Genomic DNA, 15742 nt, shown 5'->3' with positions numbered 1-15742 from the left:
GTTTACTCATTCATCGCACGATGATCAATCGGTAAACCTCGGCACTGCAGTCCATGCACAAACCACGCGGCGGCATCGCCTTGAAACCCTGGGGCACGTGTCGCACCAGCGCTTCCATACCCTGCTCTCTAGCTGGCTCCAGGCTTTGCGACGACCGGTTTCGGCTCGGTTGGCAACTGGCCAGTATGGCAGGCAATACAAACGCGGTTGTACACGGCTTCCGGATCCTGTGTAGCCTGAGCGCTATTCACGGCATCAAGATACCGGCAGCTAGCAGCCATTTCGTCATAAAACGACCTTTTCAGGGTTGGGAGCTTGCTGCGTTCTAATGCGCAACCTAGGTCTATCGCTCCCGTGTACTTCATCCTACGCTGGGACAAAGCGCACACAAAATCTGCGGCATTATATACTGGCGCCACTGAAACGGAAACGACACGCTCGCCGCGTCCATTCCTGACGCCGCTCACATCGGAAATCCCATGCAACTCAAGAACCCCATCCTCGGCCTGTGCCAACAGGCTACCTTCATGCTCAGCGCTGCCAAAGTCGATCAATGCCCTGACGACGAGGGCTTTGAAGTCGCCTTTGCCGGGCGTTCCAACGCCGGTAAATCCAGCGCCCTGAACACGTTGACCCACGCCAGCCTGGCGCGCACCTCAAAAACGCCGGGCCGTACTCAACTGCTCAACTTCTTCCAGCTCGATGAAGATCGTCGTCTGGTCGACTTGCCGGGTTACGGCTACGCCAAAGTGCCTATCCCGCTAAAAATGCACTGGCAGCGTCACCTTGAAGCGTATTTCGGCAGCCGGGAAAGTCTCAAAGGCGTCATTTTGATGATGGATATTCGTCATCCAATGACCGATTTCGACCTGTTAATGCTCGACTGGACCGTCTCCAGCGGCATGCCGATGCATATTTTGATGACCAAAGCCGACAAACTGACGTACGGCGCTGCGAAAAATACCCTGCTCAAAATTCAGGCAGAAATTCGCAAGAAGTGGGGCGACAGCGTCACCATCCAGTTGTTCTCCACCCCTAAGCGCATGGGCCTGGAAGAGGCGTACACCGTGCTCGCCAAATGGATGGAATTGCCTAATAAAGGCGAAGAAGAGACCGGCGAATAACAAATCGCAGGCAAAAAAAACCCCGGACTTCGTATGGGGAGGGGGAAGTTCGGGGTTCAAGTACTGAACCGCTAGGGCGGGGTTCAGAATTCTGCCAACACTTAACACAACATTAGGAGCATTGAAGGGCTTCACCACCCATTCAGTAGATCTGAGTGGTGAAGGCAGATTTAGTTCAAAACGCCTAAAAACGATTTGATCTAAGCCCATACCCTTTACAACTAATGGCATATTGCCTGCGACTATTGGCCGCAGGCTTTTCGCACTGTTAGTGCGCTTGATCCCAGTTGTTGCCCACGCCCACTTCAACCACCAGCGGCACGTCGAGCTGGGCCGCTTCGCTCATGTGCTTGCGCACTTCGTCGCGTACCTGGTCCACCAGGTCTTCGCGCACCTCCAGCACCAATTCATCGTGTACCTGCAAGATGACGCGTGCATCGAGATCAGAGGCGCTCAACCAGTTATCCACAGCCACCATGGCTTTCTTGATGATGTCTGCTGCCGTGCCTTGCATCGGCGCGTTGATCGCTGTGCGTTCAGCACCTTTGCGCAGCGCAGGGTTTTTCGCGTTGATTTCTGGCAAGTACAGGCGACGACCAAAAATGGTCTCGACGTAACCTTGCTCGGCCGCTTGAGTCCGCGTGCGCTCCATGTAGTCCAATACGCCGGGATAACGTGCGAAATAGCGGTCGATGTACGCCTGCGACTGTTTGCGGTCGACACCAATCTGCTTGGCCAAGCCAAACGCGCTCATGCCGTAAATCAGACCGAAGTTGATCGCCTTGGCACTGCGCCGCTGATCGGTCGTGACGTCAGCCAATTCAACACCGAAGACTTCGGCAGCCGTGGCGCTGTGCACGTCAAGGTTATTACGGAAGGCATGCAGTAAACCTTCGTCCTTGGCCAGGTGGGCCATGATCCGCAATTCAATTTGCGAATAGTCCGCTGCTAACAGCTTGTAGCCTTTAGGCGCCACGAACGCCTGACGAATCCGACGCCCTTCAGCCGTGCGAATCGGGATGTTTTGCAGGTTAGGATCGCTGGACGACAAGCGCCCGGTCGCCGTGACTGCTTGGTGATAGGACGTGTGAATCCGGCCTGTGCGCGGGTTGATTTGCTCTGGCAGGCGATCGGTGTAGGTGCTTTTCAGCTTGCTCATCGAGCGGTACTGCATCAGCACTTTAGGCAGCGGGAAGTCTTGCTCGGCCAGCTCCGCGAGCACGGCCTCGGCGGTGGACGGCTGACCTTTTGCGGTTTTGCTGATAATCGGCAAACCCAGCTTTTCGTACAGGATCACGCCCAATTGCTTAGGCGAGCTGAGGTTGAATTCTTCGCCTGCAATCTCAAATGCCTCACGCTCAAGCGCGACCATTTTGTCGCCCAGTTCAACGCTCTGCACGCCCAGCAGCTTGGCGTCCACCAGCGCGCCTTGGCGCTCAATGCGCGCCAACACAGGCACCAGCGGCATTTCAATGTCCGTCAGTACGCTGTTCAACGTGGGGATGGCGGCCAGTTTTTCGTGCAGCGTGTTGTGCAAGCGCAGCGTCACGTCCGCGTCTTCGGCTGCGTAGGGGCCAGCCTGCTCCAACGAAATCTGGTCGAAGGTCAGTTGTTTGGCACCTTTACCCGCGATGTCCTGAAAACTGGTGGTGGTGTGACCCAAGTACTTGAGCGCCAGGCTGTCCATATCATGGCGCGTGGCGGTGGAATCGAGTACGTAGGATTCAAGCATCGTGTCGAAGGCAACGCCTTGCACCATGATCCCGCACGCCTGATCGCCACCGATGGCGCAGTTGGCCAGGATGTTGATATCAAATTTGGCGTGCTGGCCGACTTTGGCTTTGTTCGGGTCTTCAAGCAGGGGCTTGAGCGCGAGCAACACCGTGTCCCGGTCCAACTGCTCGGGCACGCCCATGTAGGAATGCGTCAGCGGAATGTAGGCTGCCTCGCCCGGTTTGACTGCGAACGATATGCCTACCAGTTGTGCTTGCTGAGCGTCCAGCCCGGTGGTCTCGGTGTCAAAGGCGATCAGCTTGGCGGCCTGCAACTTCTTCAGCCACACATCGAAACGGGCCTGATCGAGGAGGGTTTCGTACTGTGATTTAGCTTCAGCCACCACCGGCGCTTCTTGCGTAATCACCTGCCCGGCACGCTTGGCTTCACGCTCGACGTCGGCAATCCAGCTTTTGAATTCCAGTTCGGTGTACAGCTCAATCAGCTTTTCACAATCCGGGGCCTTGAGGTGCAGGTCGTCAAGGCCGATATCCAGTGGCACATCAATTTTGATCGTGGCCAATTGATACGACAAAAATGCCATTTCTCGGTGTTCTTCGAGTTTGGCCGGCAAATTTTTAGCGCCGCGAATCGGTAACGTCGGCACGATATCGAGCTTCTCGTACAAGTCCACCAGGCCGCCGCCTACACCTACCAGCAAGCCAGATGCTGTCTTCGGCCCAATGCCCGGCACGCCAGGGATGTTGTCGGACGAGTCGCCCATCAGTGCGAGGTAATCAATGATCTGCTCCGGCGAAACGCCGAACTTCTCTTTGACGCCTTCAATGTCCAGCACACTGCCGGTCATGGTGTTAACCAGCGTGATGTGGCCATCGACCAGTTGCGCCATGTCCTTGTCGCCGGTCGAGATCACCACCGGGCGGTCGGCTGCTGCGCTGCTGCGCGCCAGCGTACCGATCACATCGTCGGCCTCAACGCCCTCAACGCACAGCAACGGGAAGCCCAGCGCTATCACGCTGGCATGCAAAGGCTCGATCTGCACGCGCATGTCATCGGGCATGCTGGGACGATTAGCTTTGTATTCGGCGTACATGTCATCACGAAATGTACCGCCCTTGGCATCGAAAACGACCGCAAAGGGGCTGTCCGGATACTGCTTGCGCAGGCTTTTCAGCATATTCAGCACGCCCTTCACGGCACCTGTCGGCAGGCCCTTGGACGTGGTCAGCGGTGGCAGCGCGTGGAAAGCGCGATACAGATATGAAGAACCGTCCACCAGGACGAGGGGGGCTTGGCTCATGAGCAGGATCAACCTTTTCGGCGAGTCCGGCGCTAGAATGTCCGGACCAATGACGACAAAGGGACAAGGTTATCATGCGCACACTTAATCGCCTGTTGCTCACCGGCTTGATTGCAGCCATTCCGCTGGTAACCTTTGCGGCCGATGACGCACCTGGCGCGGAGCCAGAGGTCACCATTCGCACGGAAGGCGATAAAACCATTCAGGAGTACCGTCAAAACGGTTTCCTATATGCCATCAAGGTCACCCCAAAAGGAGCGCCGCCGTACTTTTTAGTGCGTGCTGATGGTACTGATGCCAATTTCATCCGCTCCGACCAGCCGGATATGCTGATTCCTTCGTGGAAAATCTTCGAATGGAAGTAGCGTCTTAACTTTAATCGGCGCCGCACGCCTGCGGCGCCCGTACTGGCAGTTTTAAACCATGTCTGTTTTCACGCAACTGGCTCGTCCCGAGCTGGAAACCTTTCTTGCACCTTATGGGCTTGGCCGTCTGCTGGATTTTCAGGGGATCGCCGCGGGTAGCGAAAACACCAACTATTTCATTAGCCTGGAGAAGGGCGAATACGTCCTGACTCTGGTTGAACGTGGCCCTATCAATGAAATGCCGTTCTTTATTGAACTGCTGGATGTGCTGCACGACGCGGATTTACCCGTGCCCTATGCGCTGCGCACCCAAGACGGGCAGGCCCTGCGCGAATTGAAAGGCAAGCCCGCGCTGCTGCAACCACGTCTGGCGGGCAAGCACATTCGCCTCGCCAACGCTCAGCACTGCACGCAAGTGGGTGAATTGCTCGGGCATCTGCATTTAGCGACCCGTGACAAAGTGCTGGAGCGCCGAACCGACCGTGGACTGGACTGGATGCTGGCCGAAGGCCCTGCGCTGAAAGCGGACCTGGCCCCCGAATCCGCCGACCTGCTGCAAAAAGCGCTCGACGAAATGACCGCGCGCAAAGCGCACATTTTGGCGCTGCCACGGGCTAATTTGCACGGTGACCTGTTTCGCGATAACGCCATGTTTGAAGGGACACACCTGACCGGGCTGATCGACTTTTACAACGCCTGCTCAGGCCCGATGCTGTACGACGTGGCCATTGCCCTGAATGATTGGTGCGCGGACGACGCAGGCAACATCGACGCCCCACGTGCCCGCGCCTTGCTGGGTGCTTATGCGGCCTTGCGCCCATTTACGGCCAGCGAGGCCGAGCTGTGGCCCACCTTGTTGCGCGTCGCCTGTGTGCGCTTCTGGCTATCGCGCTTGATCGCCGCACACGCCTTTGCCGGCCAAGACGTGCTGATTCATGACCCTGGCGAGTTTGAACAGCGGTTGGCCGCTCACCAAAAGGTCAGCATCCAGTTGCCATTTGCGCTGTAAATTGCGCTACGCCGCTTGAAGTTACACAGGTGCTGCGGGCTGTAATGTCGCCCGCAGATTTTTATCCCAATCCCCGACATCAGGTGGGGTCCGTTTCAGCAGATACGGGCTTTACTGGCTTTTTGGTTATTAATAAATAGCTTCTTATTCCTTAGCGAATCTAAAAACCCTCCCTATACTGGCCCGGTAACGCACACAAAGCAGGAGGCGCACACCCATGGGCAACGAGTCGATTCGCTATTTGATAGTGCCGGGCTGGCAAGGTTCTGCCGACGATCATTGGCAAACCCACTGGCAGAACAGCCTGCCCAACGGTGCCCGTGTGGAGCAGGCCAACTGGTTGACGCCACGGCGCGAAGACTGGATTGCGGCGCTGGCCGAAGCCATTGCGGCCGACAGCACGCCGGTGATTGTGATCGCACACAGCCTGGGGTGCATCACCGTGGCTCATTGGGCCGAACGCGCCCCCGCCAGCCTGTTAAGCCAGGTACGCGGCGCGCTTTTGGTGGCCCCGGCCGATGTCGAACGGCCTGCCTGCGCGCCTGCCCTGCGCAACTTTGCACCCATCCCGACGAGCGTTTTGCCGTTCCCGAGCCAGATTGTCAGTTCCGACAACGACGCCGCTGTCAGCGCCCCGCGGGCGTTGGAATTTGCTCGCAACTGGGGCGCCGAAGTCGGAATTATCAGCGGTGCTGGCCACATCAACGTCAAGTCCGGGCATCAGCGCTGGGAGCAAGGCTTCGCCTTCCTGTATCGCCTGCAAACCCGCATCGAGCACGACGCCCTGCGACGCGCGTGAATTATTTGTAACGCCCGCGCCCACCCTTCGGCGGCGGGCGGGAGCCTGCCATGAGCCTGAATGAAACCTTTGGTCAGCCGCTGCTGACCTTTCCCGACGCTGAAAAAAGCCCGCTCAGCATTCGCGCCAAGGCGCTGGTGTTTGTCGACCCGCGTTCACGCCAACTGCGTAACGATCTGGAGCTGTTGGCGCCGCGTGCGCTGCCCGTGCTGATCCGTGGCGAAACCGGCAGCGGCAAAGAGTTGCTCGCCCGTCACATTCACCGCGCCAGCGACCGCACCGGCTTGTTTGTATCGGTCAACTGCGGGGCGATCAGCCCGACGTATGCCGACGCCGAGTTGTTTGGATACGCTGCCGGCGCCCACAGCAGCTCGGCCAGCAGCCGCGCCGGGTGGTTCGGATCGGCCAATGGCGGCACCTTGTACCTGGATGAAATCGGGGACTTGCCACTGGCCATTCAGACCAAGTTATTGGCCGCGCTGGAAACCCATGAAGTTACCCGCGTGGGCGCGCATCAACCGAGTCCGGTGGATGTGCGCTTAGTCGCGGCCACCAGCATCGATCTGGCGCAGGCTGTGGCAGCGGGCAAGTTCCACGAACGGCTGTATCACTATTTAAGCGAAGGGCGACTGGACTTGCCCGCGTTGCGCGAGCGGCCGGGGGATATTTTGTCGTTGGCTGAATACTTTTTGGGCATCTACAGCCAGCGACTGAACCTCGCCGTGCCGTTTATCAGCGAGCGCGCCCAACGGGTACTGGAGCGCCACAGCTGGCCGGGCAACACCCGCGAGCTGGAGAACGTGATCCATTTTGCGTTGTTGGTGAGTACGGGGGAGGAGATTGAACCCGAGCACTTGAATCTGCCGGATGCACTGAGCCAGATCGCCTTGTTTATCAAAGGGGCGACGGCGCAGGAGCTGGCAGCGCTTAAAAACCTGCTTTAAAGAGTGGCGACTTGCAAGTGAACAAAATGGAATAAGAAGCTGAATAAATATTATTGTTCGGGAATAAAGAATCTCGGTATTGTCCGCAGCGTCTTCCCATAAAAACCGTCATCCGAACGGTCACTCGCACTAGGGGCATTGCATGAAAAAGGTTCTGTTGTTTACCGCACTGGCGGCTGCTTTGACGGCAGGCCTGGCACAGGCTAACGAGAAACTGGTGGTCGCCGCGACCCCGGTTCCCCACGCTGAAATCCTTGAACTGATCAAACCGACCCTCGCCAAAGAAGGCGTGGATCTGGAAATCAAGGTCTTCACTGACTACGTGCAGCCCAACGTGCAAGTCGATCAAAAGCGCCTGGACGCCAACTACTTCCAGACCCTGCCGTACCTCAAAAGCTTCAATGAAGGTAAAGGCACTGATCTGGTGACCGTGATCGGCGTTCATGTTGAACCGTTCGGTGGTTATTCGAAGAAAGTTAAATCTTTGAGCGAACTCAAAGACGGCGCCACCATTGCGATCCCGAACGAGGGCAGCAACAGCGGCCGTGCGTTGATCCTGCTGCAAAAGGCCGGCCTGATCGAGTTGAAAGACCCGAAAAACGCTGTCGCCACACCCAAGGACATCGCTAAAAACCCGCACAACTTCAAGTTCAAGGAGCTTGAGTCCGCCATGCTGCCTCGTGTTCTGGATCAGGTTGATTTGGACATGATCAACACCAACTACGCGCTGGAGGCGGGCCTGAACCCGGCCACCGACGCGTTGATCATTGAAGGCGCTGACTCGCCCTACGTGAACTTCCTGGTTGCACGCCCAGACAACAAAGACAGCGACGCCATCCAGAAACTGGCCAAAGCCCTGACCAGCCCTGAAGTGAAAGCGTTCATTGCTCAAAAATACAAAGGTGCTGTGCTGCCAGCGTTCTAAACCTGCGCAGCTTCACTGAAAACGCCGACGGCTTGCACTGCGTCGGCGTTTTTATTTGTCTGGCCAATACCACGCGGGTTGATCCAGCAGGCGTTGGCCGACGACTTCGGTCTGGCCGAGGTTTTTTTCCAGCACGATGCAATTGCATTCCGGGTCTTGCTGCAACGCTGCGATCAGGCGGCGGGCATGGGACACAACCCATACCTGAGTGTGCTGCGAAGCATTGATAATCAGCCGCGCCAGCGCGGGCAGCAGGTCAGGGTGCAGGCTGGTTTCGGGTTCGTTGAGCACCATCATGGTCGGCGGACGCGGGGTGAGCAGGGCAGCCACGAGTAACAGATAGCGCAAGGTGCCGTCTGACAGCTCGGCGGCTGACAACGGGCGCAGCAGCCCTTCCTGATAAAACTCGATATAAAAATGCCCGCCAAGCTCGCTGTCTATTGCCAGTTTGGCGCCGGGAAAGGCGTCGCTGATAGCCGCATGCAGGGCCTCAGCCTTGCCGATTTCAAGGATGGTTTGCAGCGCTGCCGCCAGGTCACGGCCATCGTGATGCAGTACCGGTGTGCGTGTGCCCAGTTGCGGTTGACGCACGGGCGCGTCGGGGTCGGTGCGAAAGTGATCGTAAAAACGCCAGCCCCGAATAGACTCGCGCAATTGCAAGACTTCGGGCGATGCGTGCAAATTGCCAACCTGATCGAACAGACTGTCGAACATCGGCGTGTGTTGCGCCAGTACCTGCCAGTTGCGACCGTCGCGAGCACGGATCATGGGCCCTTTACGCTCAACCAGCTCGCTGGCGAGACGGTAACAAGGACCTGCCCAAATGCTTTCATGCTTGATTTGAGGGTCTAGGGTGAATGCTGAGCCCTCAGGGATCGGCAGGCCCATAACGATCGCGTAACTGAAGTCAACGGCTGAAAACCCCAGACGCAGGCGCAAGGTTTCCTTGCGTACGTTGCCCTCGATGTGCACTTCGCCTTGCTTCATGCGCCGAGAGGTCACCTCGGGGCCTGCCCAGAATGTGGACGTAAGGCCGCCTTCACGGGCCAGGGCATTGACCACACCGCCCTGGGCGGTTTCGGCCAACAAGCGCAGGGCACGATAAAGATTGGATTTGCCACTGCCATTGGGGCCGGTGATCAGGTTCAGTCTGGCCAAAGGCACTACCAACTGCTTAATGGAGCGGTAGTTGGCCACCGCCAGGGTTGTTAGCATCTGTGACCTCTTGGAAACATGCGGAAATTATGCACCCAGTCGCAGCCTCAGGCTGCTGTGTGTTTATATCGCAGCCTTCGGCAATCACTACAGATGTTTCGTATGCAGAGCCCGACAGACACTGAACCCTGTTCTACGCTGTCAGTCGTATCGTCAGCTAAATCAGCATCACGCAAAGGAGCCTGCATGGCTGGTCCACGAAGTCAGGTTGTATTGGGCATGAGCCTGTTGGTGCTACTCACCGCGTGCGGCAAAGAGGCCCCCCAAGAGCCTTTGTCGCCACGGGTGTATGTGCAGCAAGTCAGCACACGCGAGTTTGCTCCGCCTATTCAGCTCAGCGGAGACATTCAGGCGCGGGTCGAAACCCAACTTTCATTTCGCGTCGGCGGCAAAATCATCGAGCGCTCGGTGGATGTGGGTGATCACATTCAAGCCAATCAAGTGTTGGCGCGTCTGGACCCCAAAGACTTGAAAATCCAGGTTGCTACCGCTCAGGCCAGCGTCAATGCCCAGCAGGCGCAAGTTGTACAAACCCGTGCCGCGTTTATTCGCCAGCAAAAGTTACTGCCTAAAGGCTATACCAGCCAAAGCGAATACGACGCGGCCAATGCTGCGCAGCGTAGCGCACACAGCGCGTTAGCGGCCGCGCAAGCGCAATTGGCCAATGCCCGTGAACAACTGAGTTACAGCAACCTTGAAGCCGAAGCGTCGGGCGTTATCACTGCACGCCAGGCCGAAGTCGGGCAAGTGGTGCAGGCCACCATGCCGATTTTTACCTTGGCCCGCGACGGTGCTCGAGATGCGGTGTTTAACGTCTACGAGTCATTGTTTATCGACCCCCCCAAAGACCCGACGGTGCAGGTCACGCTGCTGAGTGATCCGCACATCAAGGTCAACGGCAAGATCCGCGAAATCACCCCAACGGTGGCAGCGCAAAGCGGCACACTGCAAATCAAAGTGCAACTGGAGGCGCTGCCCAAGGGCATGGATCTGGGCGCTATCGTGAGCGTTAACCTCACACCGGCCGCCAGCCGCAGCATCGAACTGCCCTGGTCGGCACTGACCAAAGACGTCAGTGAGCCTGCCGTCTGGCTGGTTGACGACAAAAACAGCGTGCACCTGAAGCGGGTCAAGGTCGGGCGTTATCTGACCGGTAGCGTGATCATCAGTGAAGGCCTCAAGGACGGAGAGAACGTGGTGGTCGCAGGCGGGCAACTGCTAAACCCAGGCATGCGGGTCGAAATTGCCCCCACGCCTGAGGGGGGCGCCCAACTATGAAGTGTTTGTGGATAGTGCCGTTCGCTGCCGCACTGCTGGTCGGCTGCTCTGAAGATCTCCCCCCCCAAGCGGTACGCCCCGCCTTATACGTTGTAGTGCAGCCCGAACGGTCAGAGCACCTTGGGCGTTTTGCCGGCAATATCGAAGCCCGCTACGAGAGCACCTTGGGCTTCCGCGTACCGGGGCGCATCGTGCGCCGCTTCTACGACGTGGGCGCAGTGGTTAAACAGGGGGACATCCTGGCTAATCTGGACCCGACCGATCAGCAAAACCAATTGCGCGCAGCCCAAGGCGACTTGGCCAAAGTGCAGGCACAGTTGATCAACGCACAGGCTAACGCCCGCCGCCAGCAAGAACTGTTCGACCGGGGTGTCGGCGCGCAAGCACAACTGGACACCGCTCAGGCTGACCTCAAAACCACTGCTGCCTCGATGCAGCAGGCCGTCGCTGCGGTGAATCAGGCGCAAGACCAACTCAGTTACTGCAACCTGCGCGCCGACCATGACGCGGTCATTACCGACTGGAAAGCCGAAGCAGGCCAAGTGGTCAGCATCGGCGAAGAGGTGGTGACTCTGGCGCGGCCCGAAATCAAGGAAGCGGTGATCGATCTTCCCGGTCCTTTGGCCGAGGCGCTGCCCAAAGGCATTGAATTTCAGGTCGCGGGGCAGCTTGATCCCAATGTCAAAACCACTGCTCACGTGCGTGAAATCGCCCCGCAAGCCGACAGTGCCACCCGTACCCGTCGTACACGGCTGACACTGGACCAAACCCCTCCCGCGTTTCGTTTGGGCAGCTCCGTGAGCGTGACCGTGAGCACCCCGATTGTCGAGCACTTCGAGTTGCCCGTCACCGCGTTACAGGACGTCGATGGCAAAACCCGCGTGTGGGTCATTGACACGCAGACGCAAAGCGTCAGCCCGCAGGATGTGACCGTGCTCAGTCGCGATACCCAGAATGCACTGCTGACCGGTGGTCTCAAACCAGGCGACAAAGTCGTCATTGCCGGCGTGAACAGCCTCACCCCCGGGCAGAAAGTCAGACTCGATAAGGAAAGCTCGCAATGAATGGGAAGTTCAACCTGTCTGAGTGGGCCCTGAAGCATCAGTCGTTTGTCTGGTATTTGATGTTTGTGTCTGTGCTCGCCGGGATTTTTTCGTACATGAACCTGGGGCGTGCCGAAGACCCGAGTTTCGCGATCAAAACCATGGTGATCCAGACGCGCTGGCCGGGTGCCACGGTCGATGAAACCCGGCTTCAGGTCACCGACCGCATCGAGAAAAAACTCGAAGAGCTCGACTCGCTCGACTACGTGCAAAGCTACACCCGCCCAGGCGAGTCCACGGTGTTCGTGTTCCTCAAGGACACCACAAACGCCAAGGCCATCCCGCAGATCTGGTATCAGGTTCGCAAGAAGATCGATGACATTCGTGGCGATTTCCCTCAGGGCATTCAAGGCCCGGGATTCGACGATGAATTCGGAGACGTGTACGGCACAATCTATGCCTTCACCGGCGACGGCTTTACCATGCGCCAATTGCGCGATTACGTGGAACACGTGCGCACCGGCGTTCGTGACGTGCCCAATCGCGGCAAGGTGACGACCATTGGTGAGCAGGACGAAACGTTCTATCTGAATTTCTCCACCCGCAAACTGGCCGCCTTGGGCCTTGACCAGCAACACGTGCTCGAAAGCCTGCAAGCGCAAAACGCCGTCACCCCGGCGGGGGTGATCGAAGCGGGGCCGGAGCGCATGTCGGTGCGCACCTCGGGCCAGTTCCAAACCACCGAAGACCTTGAGGCCGTCAACCTGCGGGTCAACGACCGTTTTTATCGACTGGCAGATGTTGCCGAAATCACTCGCGGCTACGTCGACCCTGCCTCACCCATGTTCCATTACAACGGTAAACCGGCTATCGGCCTGGCGATTGCCATGAACGATGGCGGCAACATTCAAGCCTTCGGCAAACAACTGCATCAACGTATCGACGAACTCACCGCCGAGCTGCCGGTGGGCGTGGATGTGCACATGGTGTCCGATCAGGCTCAGGTGGTTGAAGTGGCCGTGGGCGGCTTCACCAGCGCACTGTTTGAAGCGGTCATCATCGTGCTGGGGGTGAGCTTCATCAGCCTCGGCTTGCGTGCGGGACTGGTCGTCGCCATCTCGATCCCGCTGGTGCTGGCGCTGGTGTTTGTGTTCATGGAGTTTGCTGGCATCGCCATGCAGCGCGTGTCGCTGGGTGCGCTGATCATCGCGCTCGGGTTGTTGGTGGATGACGCCATGATCACGGTGGAGGTCATGATCACACGACTTGAAATGGGCGAAAGCAAAGAGGAGGCAGCGACATTTGCTTATCATTCCACGGCCTTCCCCATGCTCACCGGCACCCTGGTGACCGTTGCAGGCTTCGTGCCCATCGGCCTCAACAACAGCTCGGCGGGGGAGTACACCTTCACCCTGTTCGCAGTGATTGCCGTGGCGATGCTGGTGTCGTGGGTGGTGGCCGTGCTGTTTGCGCCGGTGCTGGGCGTGCATATCCTGAGCACCAAGGTCAAACCCAAACCAGAAAAACCGGGGCGACTGGCCCATGCCTTCGACACCGGTTTACTGTGGTGCATGCGTCATCGCTGGATGACCATTGGTGCCACGGTACTGATGTTCGTGCTCTCGGTGTTTGGCTTGGGACTGGTGCAAAACCAGTTTTTTCCGTCCTCGGACCGCCCCGAAATTCTGGTGGATTTGAACCTGCCACAAAACGCATCCATCGAGGAGACCTTAAAAGTCACCCAACGGTTCGAGCAAACCCTCAAGGGCGACCCGGACATCGTGCGTTGGAGCAGTTACATCGGCGAAGGGGCCATTCGTTTTTACTTGCCGCTGGACCAACAACTGCAAAACCCGTTCTTTGCACAGTTGGTTATCGTCAGCACCGGCCTGGAAAATCGCGATGCCTTGATGGAGCGCTTGAACAAACGCCTGCGTGATGACTTTGTCGGTGTGGGCACATTCGTGCATACCCTTGAGCTGGGGCCTCCGGTGGGGCAGCCGCTGCAATACCGCGTCAGCGGCCCCAACATTGACCAAGTGCGCAAGCAGGCGATTGATCTGGCCACGGTGCTGGACGCCAATCCAAATGTCGGTGAAATAAACTTCAACTGGAACGAACCGGGCAAAGTGTTGCGCATCGATATCGCGCAAGACAAAGCACGCCAATACGGTTTGTCGTCCGAAGATGTGGCTCATGTGATGAACAGCATTGTCACGGGGGCGGCCGTCAGCCAGGTCAAAGACAACATCTACCTGATCAACATCGTGGGCCGGGCGGTGGGCAGCGAACGCGGCAGCCCTGAAACCTTGCTCAACCTGCAAATCACCACCCCGAGCGGGACATCCATCCCGTTGTTGGCTTTTGCGTCCGTACGCTACGAACTGGAGCAACCGTTGATCTGGAGCCGTGACCGCATTCCGACCCTGACACTCAAGGCTTCGGTGCGCGGCAGCCTGCAACCCACCGATCTGGTCGCGGATCTCAAACCCGAGATCGAGAAGTTCGCGGCCAACTTGCCGCACGGATATACGCTGCAAACCGGCGGCACGGTTGAGGAAAGCGCCAAGGCGCAAGGCCCGATCGCCAGGGTGGTGCCGTTGATGCTGTTTTTGATGGCGACCTTCTTGATGATTCAGTTGCAGAGCGTGCAGAAGATGTTTTTGGTGGCCAGTGTGGCGCCGCTGGGCCTGATCGGCGTGGTGTTGGCGCTGGTGCCAACCGGCACGCCGATGGGCTTTGTGGCCATCCTGGGAATCCTGGCGCTGGTGGGCATCATCATTCGTAACTCGGTGATCCTGGTCACCCAAATCGATCAGTTCGAACGTGATGGCTACGACCCTTGGCATGCCGTGGTACAGGCCACCGAGCACCGTCGCAGGCCGATCTTGCTCACGGCAGCCGCAGCCAGTCTGGGCATGATCCCTATCGCTCGCGAAGTATTTTGGGGGCCGATGGCCTACGCCATGATCGGCGGCATCATATCGGCAACCTTGCTAACGTTGCTGTTCCTGCCCGCGCTGTATGTGGCCTGGTACAAAATCAAAGAATCGAAGGAGCCAAGCCCGGTGGCTAAATAACCTGTGCCCGCGCCTGCTTGCTTGCGAGGATTTGTCGCGAGCAAGCGCGGCTACACCGCTGGATTGTTTAGAATTTCAGAATACTGGTATTAATTTATGAGGCTTTATCTGCGCTAACCGAACTGTGAATCTAGCGGCACACCTTTTCCACTCTGGAGTGTTGCCATGACCACTACACCCACGCGCGTTGTCATCATCACCGGCGCCTCGCGCGGCATTGGTGCCTTCATTGCCAGGCAACTGGCCAGCGAAGGGTTTGCCGTCGCCATCAACTACGTCAGCAGCGCCCGCGAAGCTTCTGCGCTGGTGGTTGAATTGCGCCAGGCCGGGCATAAAGCGATGGCCGTGCAGGCAGACGTCGCCAACGCCGCTGACGTGGCGCGCCTGTTCACTGAAACCGAGCAGCAACTGGGCAAGGTGGATGTGCTGATCAACAACGCGGGCATGCTCACCGTGATGCCGTTGGCACAACACAGCGACGAGCTGTACGACCAGACTTTCAATATCAACACCAAAGGCACGTTTAATACCCTGCGTGAGGCGGCTACGCGGCTGAACAGCGGGGGACGCATTGTGAATTTTTCGAGCAGCACCGTGGGTATGAACCTGCCGGGTTATGCGGTGTACATCGCGAGCAAGGCCGCCGTCGAATCACTGACCCAGGTGTTTGCCAAAGAGCTGCGCGGACGGCAGATCACGGTCAACGCCATTGCACCGGGACCAGTGGCCACGCAGCTGTTCTTGCAGGGCAAGACCGAGGAGCAAATCCAGGCATTCGCTAAAATGCCGCCGCTGGAGCGTTTGGGCCAGCCGCAAGACATCGCCCGCATCGTCTCATTTCTGGTCAGCACTGCCGCTGACTGGGTCAACGGGCAAGTGCTGCGAGCGAATGGAGGGTTGGTCTAAGCAGTCAGCGGGTAGCGAAG

At 58.1% G+C, this 15742-nt stretch carries 12 protein-coding genes and 1 pseudogene; 10 read left to right on the top strand and 3 right to left on the bottom strand.

What is annotated here, in order from left to right; genetic code table 11:
* Positions 1–10: 10 nt before the first annotated feature.
* A pseudogene (locus GYN01_RS09325) lies at positions 11–289 on the bottom strand (c-type cytochrome).
* A 190-nt stretch (positions 290–479) separates the two neighbouring features.
* On the opposite strand from GYN01_RS09325, the gene yihA reads away from it, so the two are divergent.
* On the top strand, positions 480–1124 hold the full coding sequence (gene yihA, locus GYN01_RS09320; protein ID WP_048402049.1) for a ribosome biogenesis GTP-binding protein YihA/YsxC: 645 nt from the start codon (positions 480–482) through the stop codon (positions 1122–1124).
* A gap of 268 nt (positions 1125–1392) precedes the next feature.
* On the opposite strand, the gene polA is transcribed toward yihA, so the two are convergent.
* Positions 1393–4158, bottom strand: a complete 2766-nt coding sequence (polA, locus tag GYN01_RS09315; protein ID WP_048402048.1) for a DNA polymerase I — start codon at positions 4156–4158, stop codon at positions 1393–1395.
* A 74-nt stretch (positions 4159–4232) separates the two neighbouring features.
* Here polA and GYN01_RS09310 point away from each other — a divergent pair, with 74 nt between their 5' ends.
* The 5 genes from GYN01_RS09310 to GYN01_RS09290 all read left to right on the top strand — a co-directional run bounded on the left by GYN01_RS09310 (position 4233) and on the right by GYN01_RS09290 (position 8200).
* Positions 4233–4523 (top strand): DUF2782 domain-containing protein, encoded by a 291-nt coding sequence (locus GYN01_RS09310; RefSeq protein WP_048363926.1) that lies wholly within the window; start codon positions 4233–4235, stop codon positions 4521–4523.
* Positions 4524–4581: 58 nt separating this feature from the next.
* Positions 4582–5532, top strand: coding sequence for a homoserine kinase (locus GYN01_RS09305; RefSeq protein WP_048363927.1), 951 nt, complete (start codon positions 4582–4584; stop codon positions 5530–5532).
* Between the two features lie 217 nt (positions 5533–5749).
* Positions 5750–6331 (top strand): alpha/beta hydrolase, encoded by a 582-nt coding sequence (locus GYN01_RS09300; protein WP_048363928.1) that lies wholly within the window; start codon positions 5750–5752, stop codon positions 6329–6331.
* A gap of 50 nt (positions 6332–6381) precedes the next feature.
* Positions 6382–7275, top strand: a complete 894-nt coding sequence (locus GYN01_RS09295) for a sigma 54-interacting transcriptional regulator (protein WP_048402047.1) — start codon at positions 6382–6384, stop codon at positions 7273–7275.
* A 142-nt stretch (positions 7276–7417) separates the two neighbouring features.
* A complete protein-coding gene (locus GYN01_RS09290; RefSeq protein WP_059765767.1) occupies positions 7418–8200 on the top strand; it encodes a MetQ/NlpA family ABC transporter substrate-binding protein in 783 nt (260 codons plus the stop codon).
* 51 nt (positions 8201–8251) lie between these two features.
* Here GYN01_RS09290 and GYN01_RS09285 read toward each other — a convergent pair whose 3' ends face one another.
* Entirely contained in the window at positions 8252–9415 is a 1164-nt protein-coding gene (locus GYN01_RS09285) for an AAA family ATPase (RefSeq protein ID WP_203306931.1), read from the bottom strand.
* Positions 9416–9601: 186 nt separating this feature from the next.
* Between GYN01_RS09285 and GYN01_RS09280 the strand changes: the two genes are divergently transcribed.
* From GYN01_RS09280 to GYN01_RS09265, 4 genes are all read left to right on the top strand, one after another.
* A complete protein-coding gene (locus tag GYN01_RS09280) occupies positions 9602–10693 on the top strand; it encodes an efflux RND transporter periplasmic adaptor subunit (protein ID WP_048363932.1) in 1092 nt (363 codons plus the stop codon).
* Complete coding sequence (locus tag GYN01_RS09275; protein ID WP_048363933.1) at positions 10690–11757, top strand: efflux RND transporter periplasmic adaptor subunit; 1068 nt, start codon at positions 10690–10692, stop codon at positions 11755–11757. The genes GYN01_RS09280 and GYN01_RS09275 overlap by 4 nt, the downstream gene beginning before the upstream one ends.
* A complete protein-coding gene (locus GYN01_RS09270; protein WP_048363934.1) occupies positions 11754–14816 on the top strand; it encodes an efflux RND transporter permease subunit in 3063 nt (1020 codons plus the stop codon). Before GYN01_RS09275 ends, GYN01_RS09270 begins: the two co-directional genes overlap by 4 nt.
* Positions 14817–14981: 165 nt before the next feature.
* Positions 14982–15722, top strand: a complete 741-nt coding sequence (locus GYN01_RS09265) for an SDR family oxidoreductase (RefSeq protein ID WP_203306930.1) — start codon at positions 14982–14984, stop codon at positions 15720–15722.
* Positions 15723–15742 lie beyond the last annotated feature (20 nt).

This window comes from Pseudomonas weihenstephanensis, assembly GCF_016812185.1.
Taxonomy (GTDB): domain Bacteria; phylum Pseudomonadota; class Gammaproteobacteria; order Pseudomonadales; family Pseudomonadaceae; genus Aquipseudomonas; species Aquipseudomonas weihenstephanensis.
This window is presented reverse-complemented; position numbering and strand designations above follow the sequence as displayed.

Bases quoted from the DNA above. Each gene is read 5' to 3' on its own strand.
- yihA (WP_048402049.1), top strand. From the start codon at position 480: ATGCAACTCAAGAACCCCATCCTCGGCCTGTGCCAACAGGCTACCTTC.
- polA (WP_048402048.1), bottom strand. From the start codon at position 4,158: ATGAGCCAAGCCCCCCTCGTCCTGGTGGACGGTTCTTCATATCTGTAT.
- GYN01_RS09310 (WP_048363926.1), top strand. From the start codon at position 4,233: ATGCGCACACTTAATCGCCTGTTGCTCACCGGCTTGATTGCAGCCATT.
- GYN01_RS09305 (WP_048363927.1), top strand. From the start codon at position 4,582: ATGTCTGTTTTCACGCAACTGGCTCGTCCCGAGCTGGAAACCTTTCTT.
- GYN01_RS09300 (WP_048363928.1), top strand. From the start codon at position 5,750: ATGGGCAACGAGTCGATTCGCTATTTGATAGTGCCGGGCTGGCAAGGT.
- GYN01_RS09295 (WP_048402047.1), top strand. From the start codon at position 6,382: ATGAGCCTGAATGAAACCTTTGGTCAGCCGCTGCTGACCTTTCCCGAC.
- GYN01_RS09290 (WP_059765767.1), top strand. From the start codon at position 7,418: ATGAAAAAGGTTCTGTTGTTTACCGCACTGGCGGCTGCTTTGACGGCA.
- GYN01_RS09285 (WP_203306931.1), bottom strand. From the start codon at position 9,415: ATGCTAACAACCCTGGCGGTGGCCAACTACCGCTCCATTAAGCAGTTG.
- GYN01_RS09280 (WP_048363932.1), top strand. From the start codon at position 9,602: ATGGCTGGTCCACGAAGTCAGGTTGTATTGGGCATGAGCCTGTTGGTG.
- GYN01_RS09275 (WP_048363933.1), top strand. From the start codon at position 10,690: ATGAAGTGTTTGTGGATAGTGCCGTTCGCTGCCGCACTGCTGGTCGGC.
- GYN01_RS09270 (WP_048363934.1), top strand. From the start codon at position 11,754: ATGAATGGGAAGTTCAACCTGTCTGAGTGGGCCCTGAAGCATCAGTCG.
- GYN01_RS09265 (WP_203306930.1), top strand. From the start codon at position 14,982: ATGACCACTACACCCACGCGCGTTGTCATCATCACCGGCGCCTCGCGC.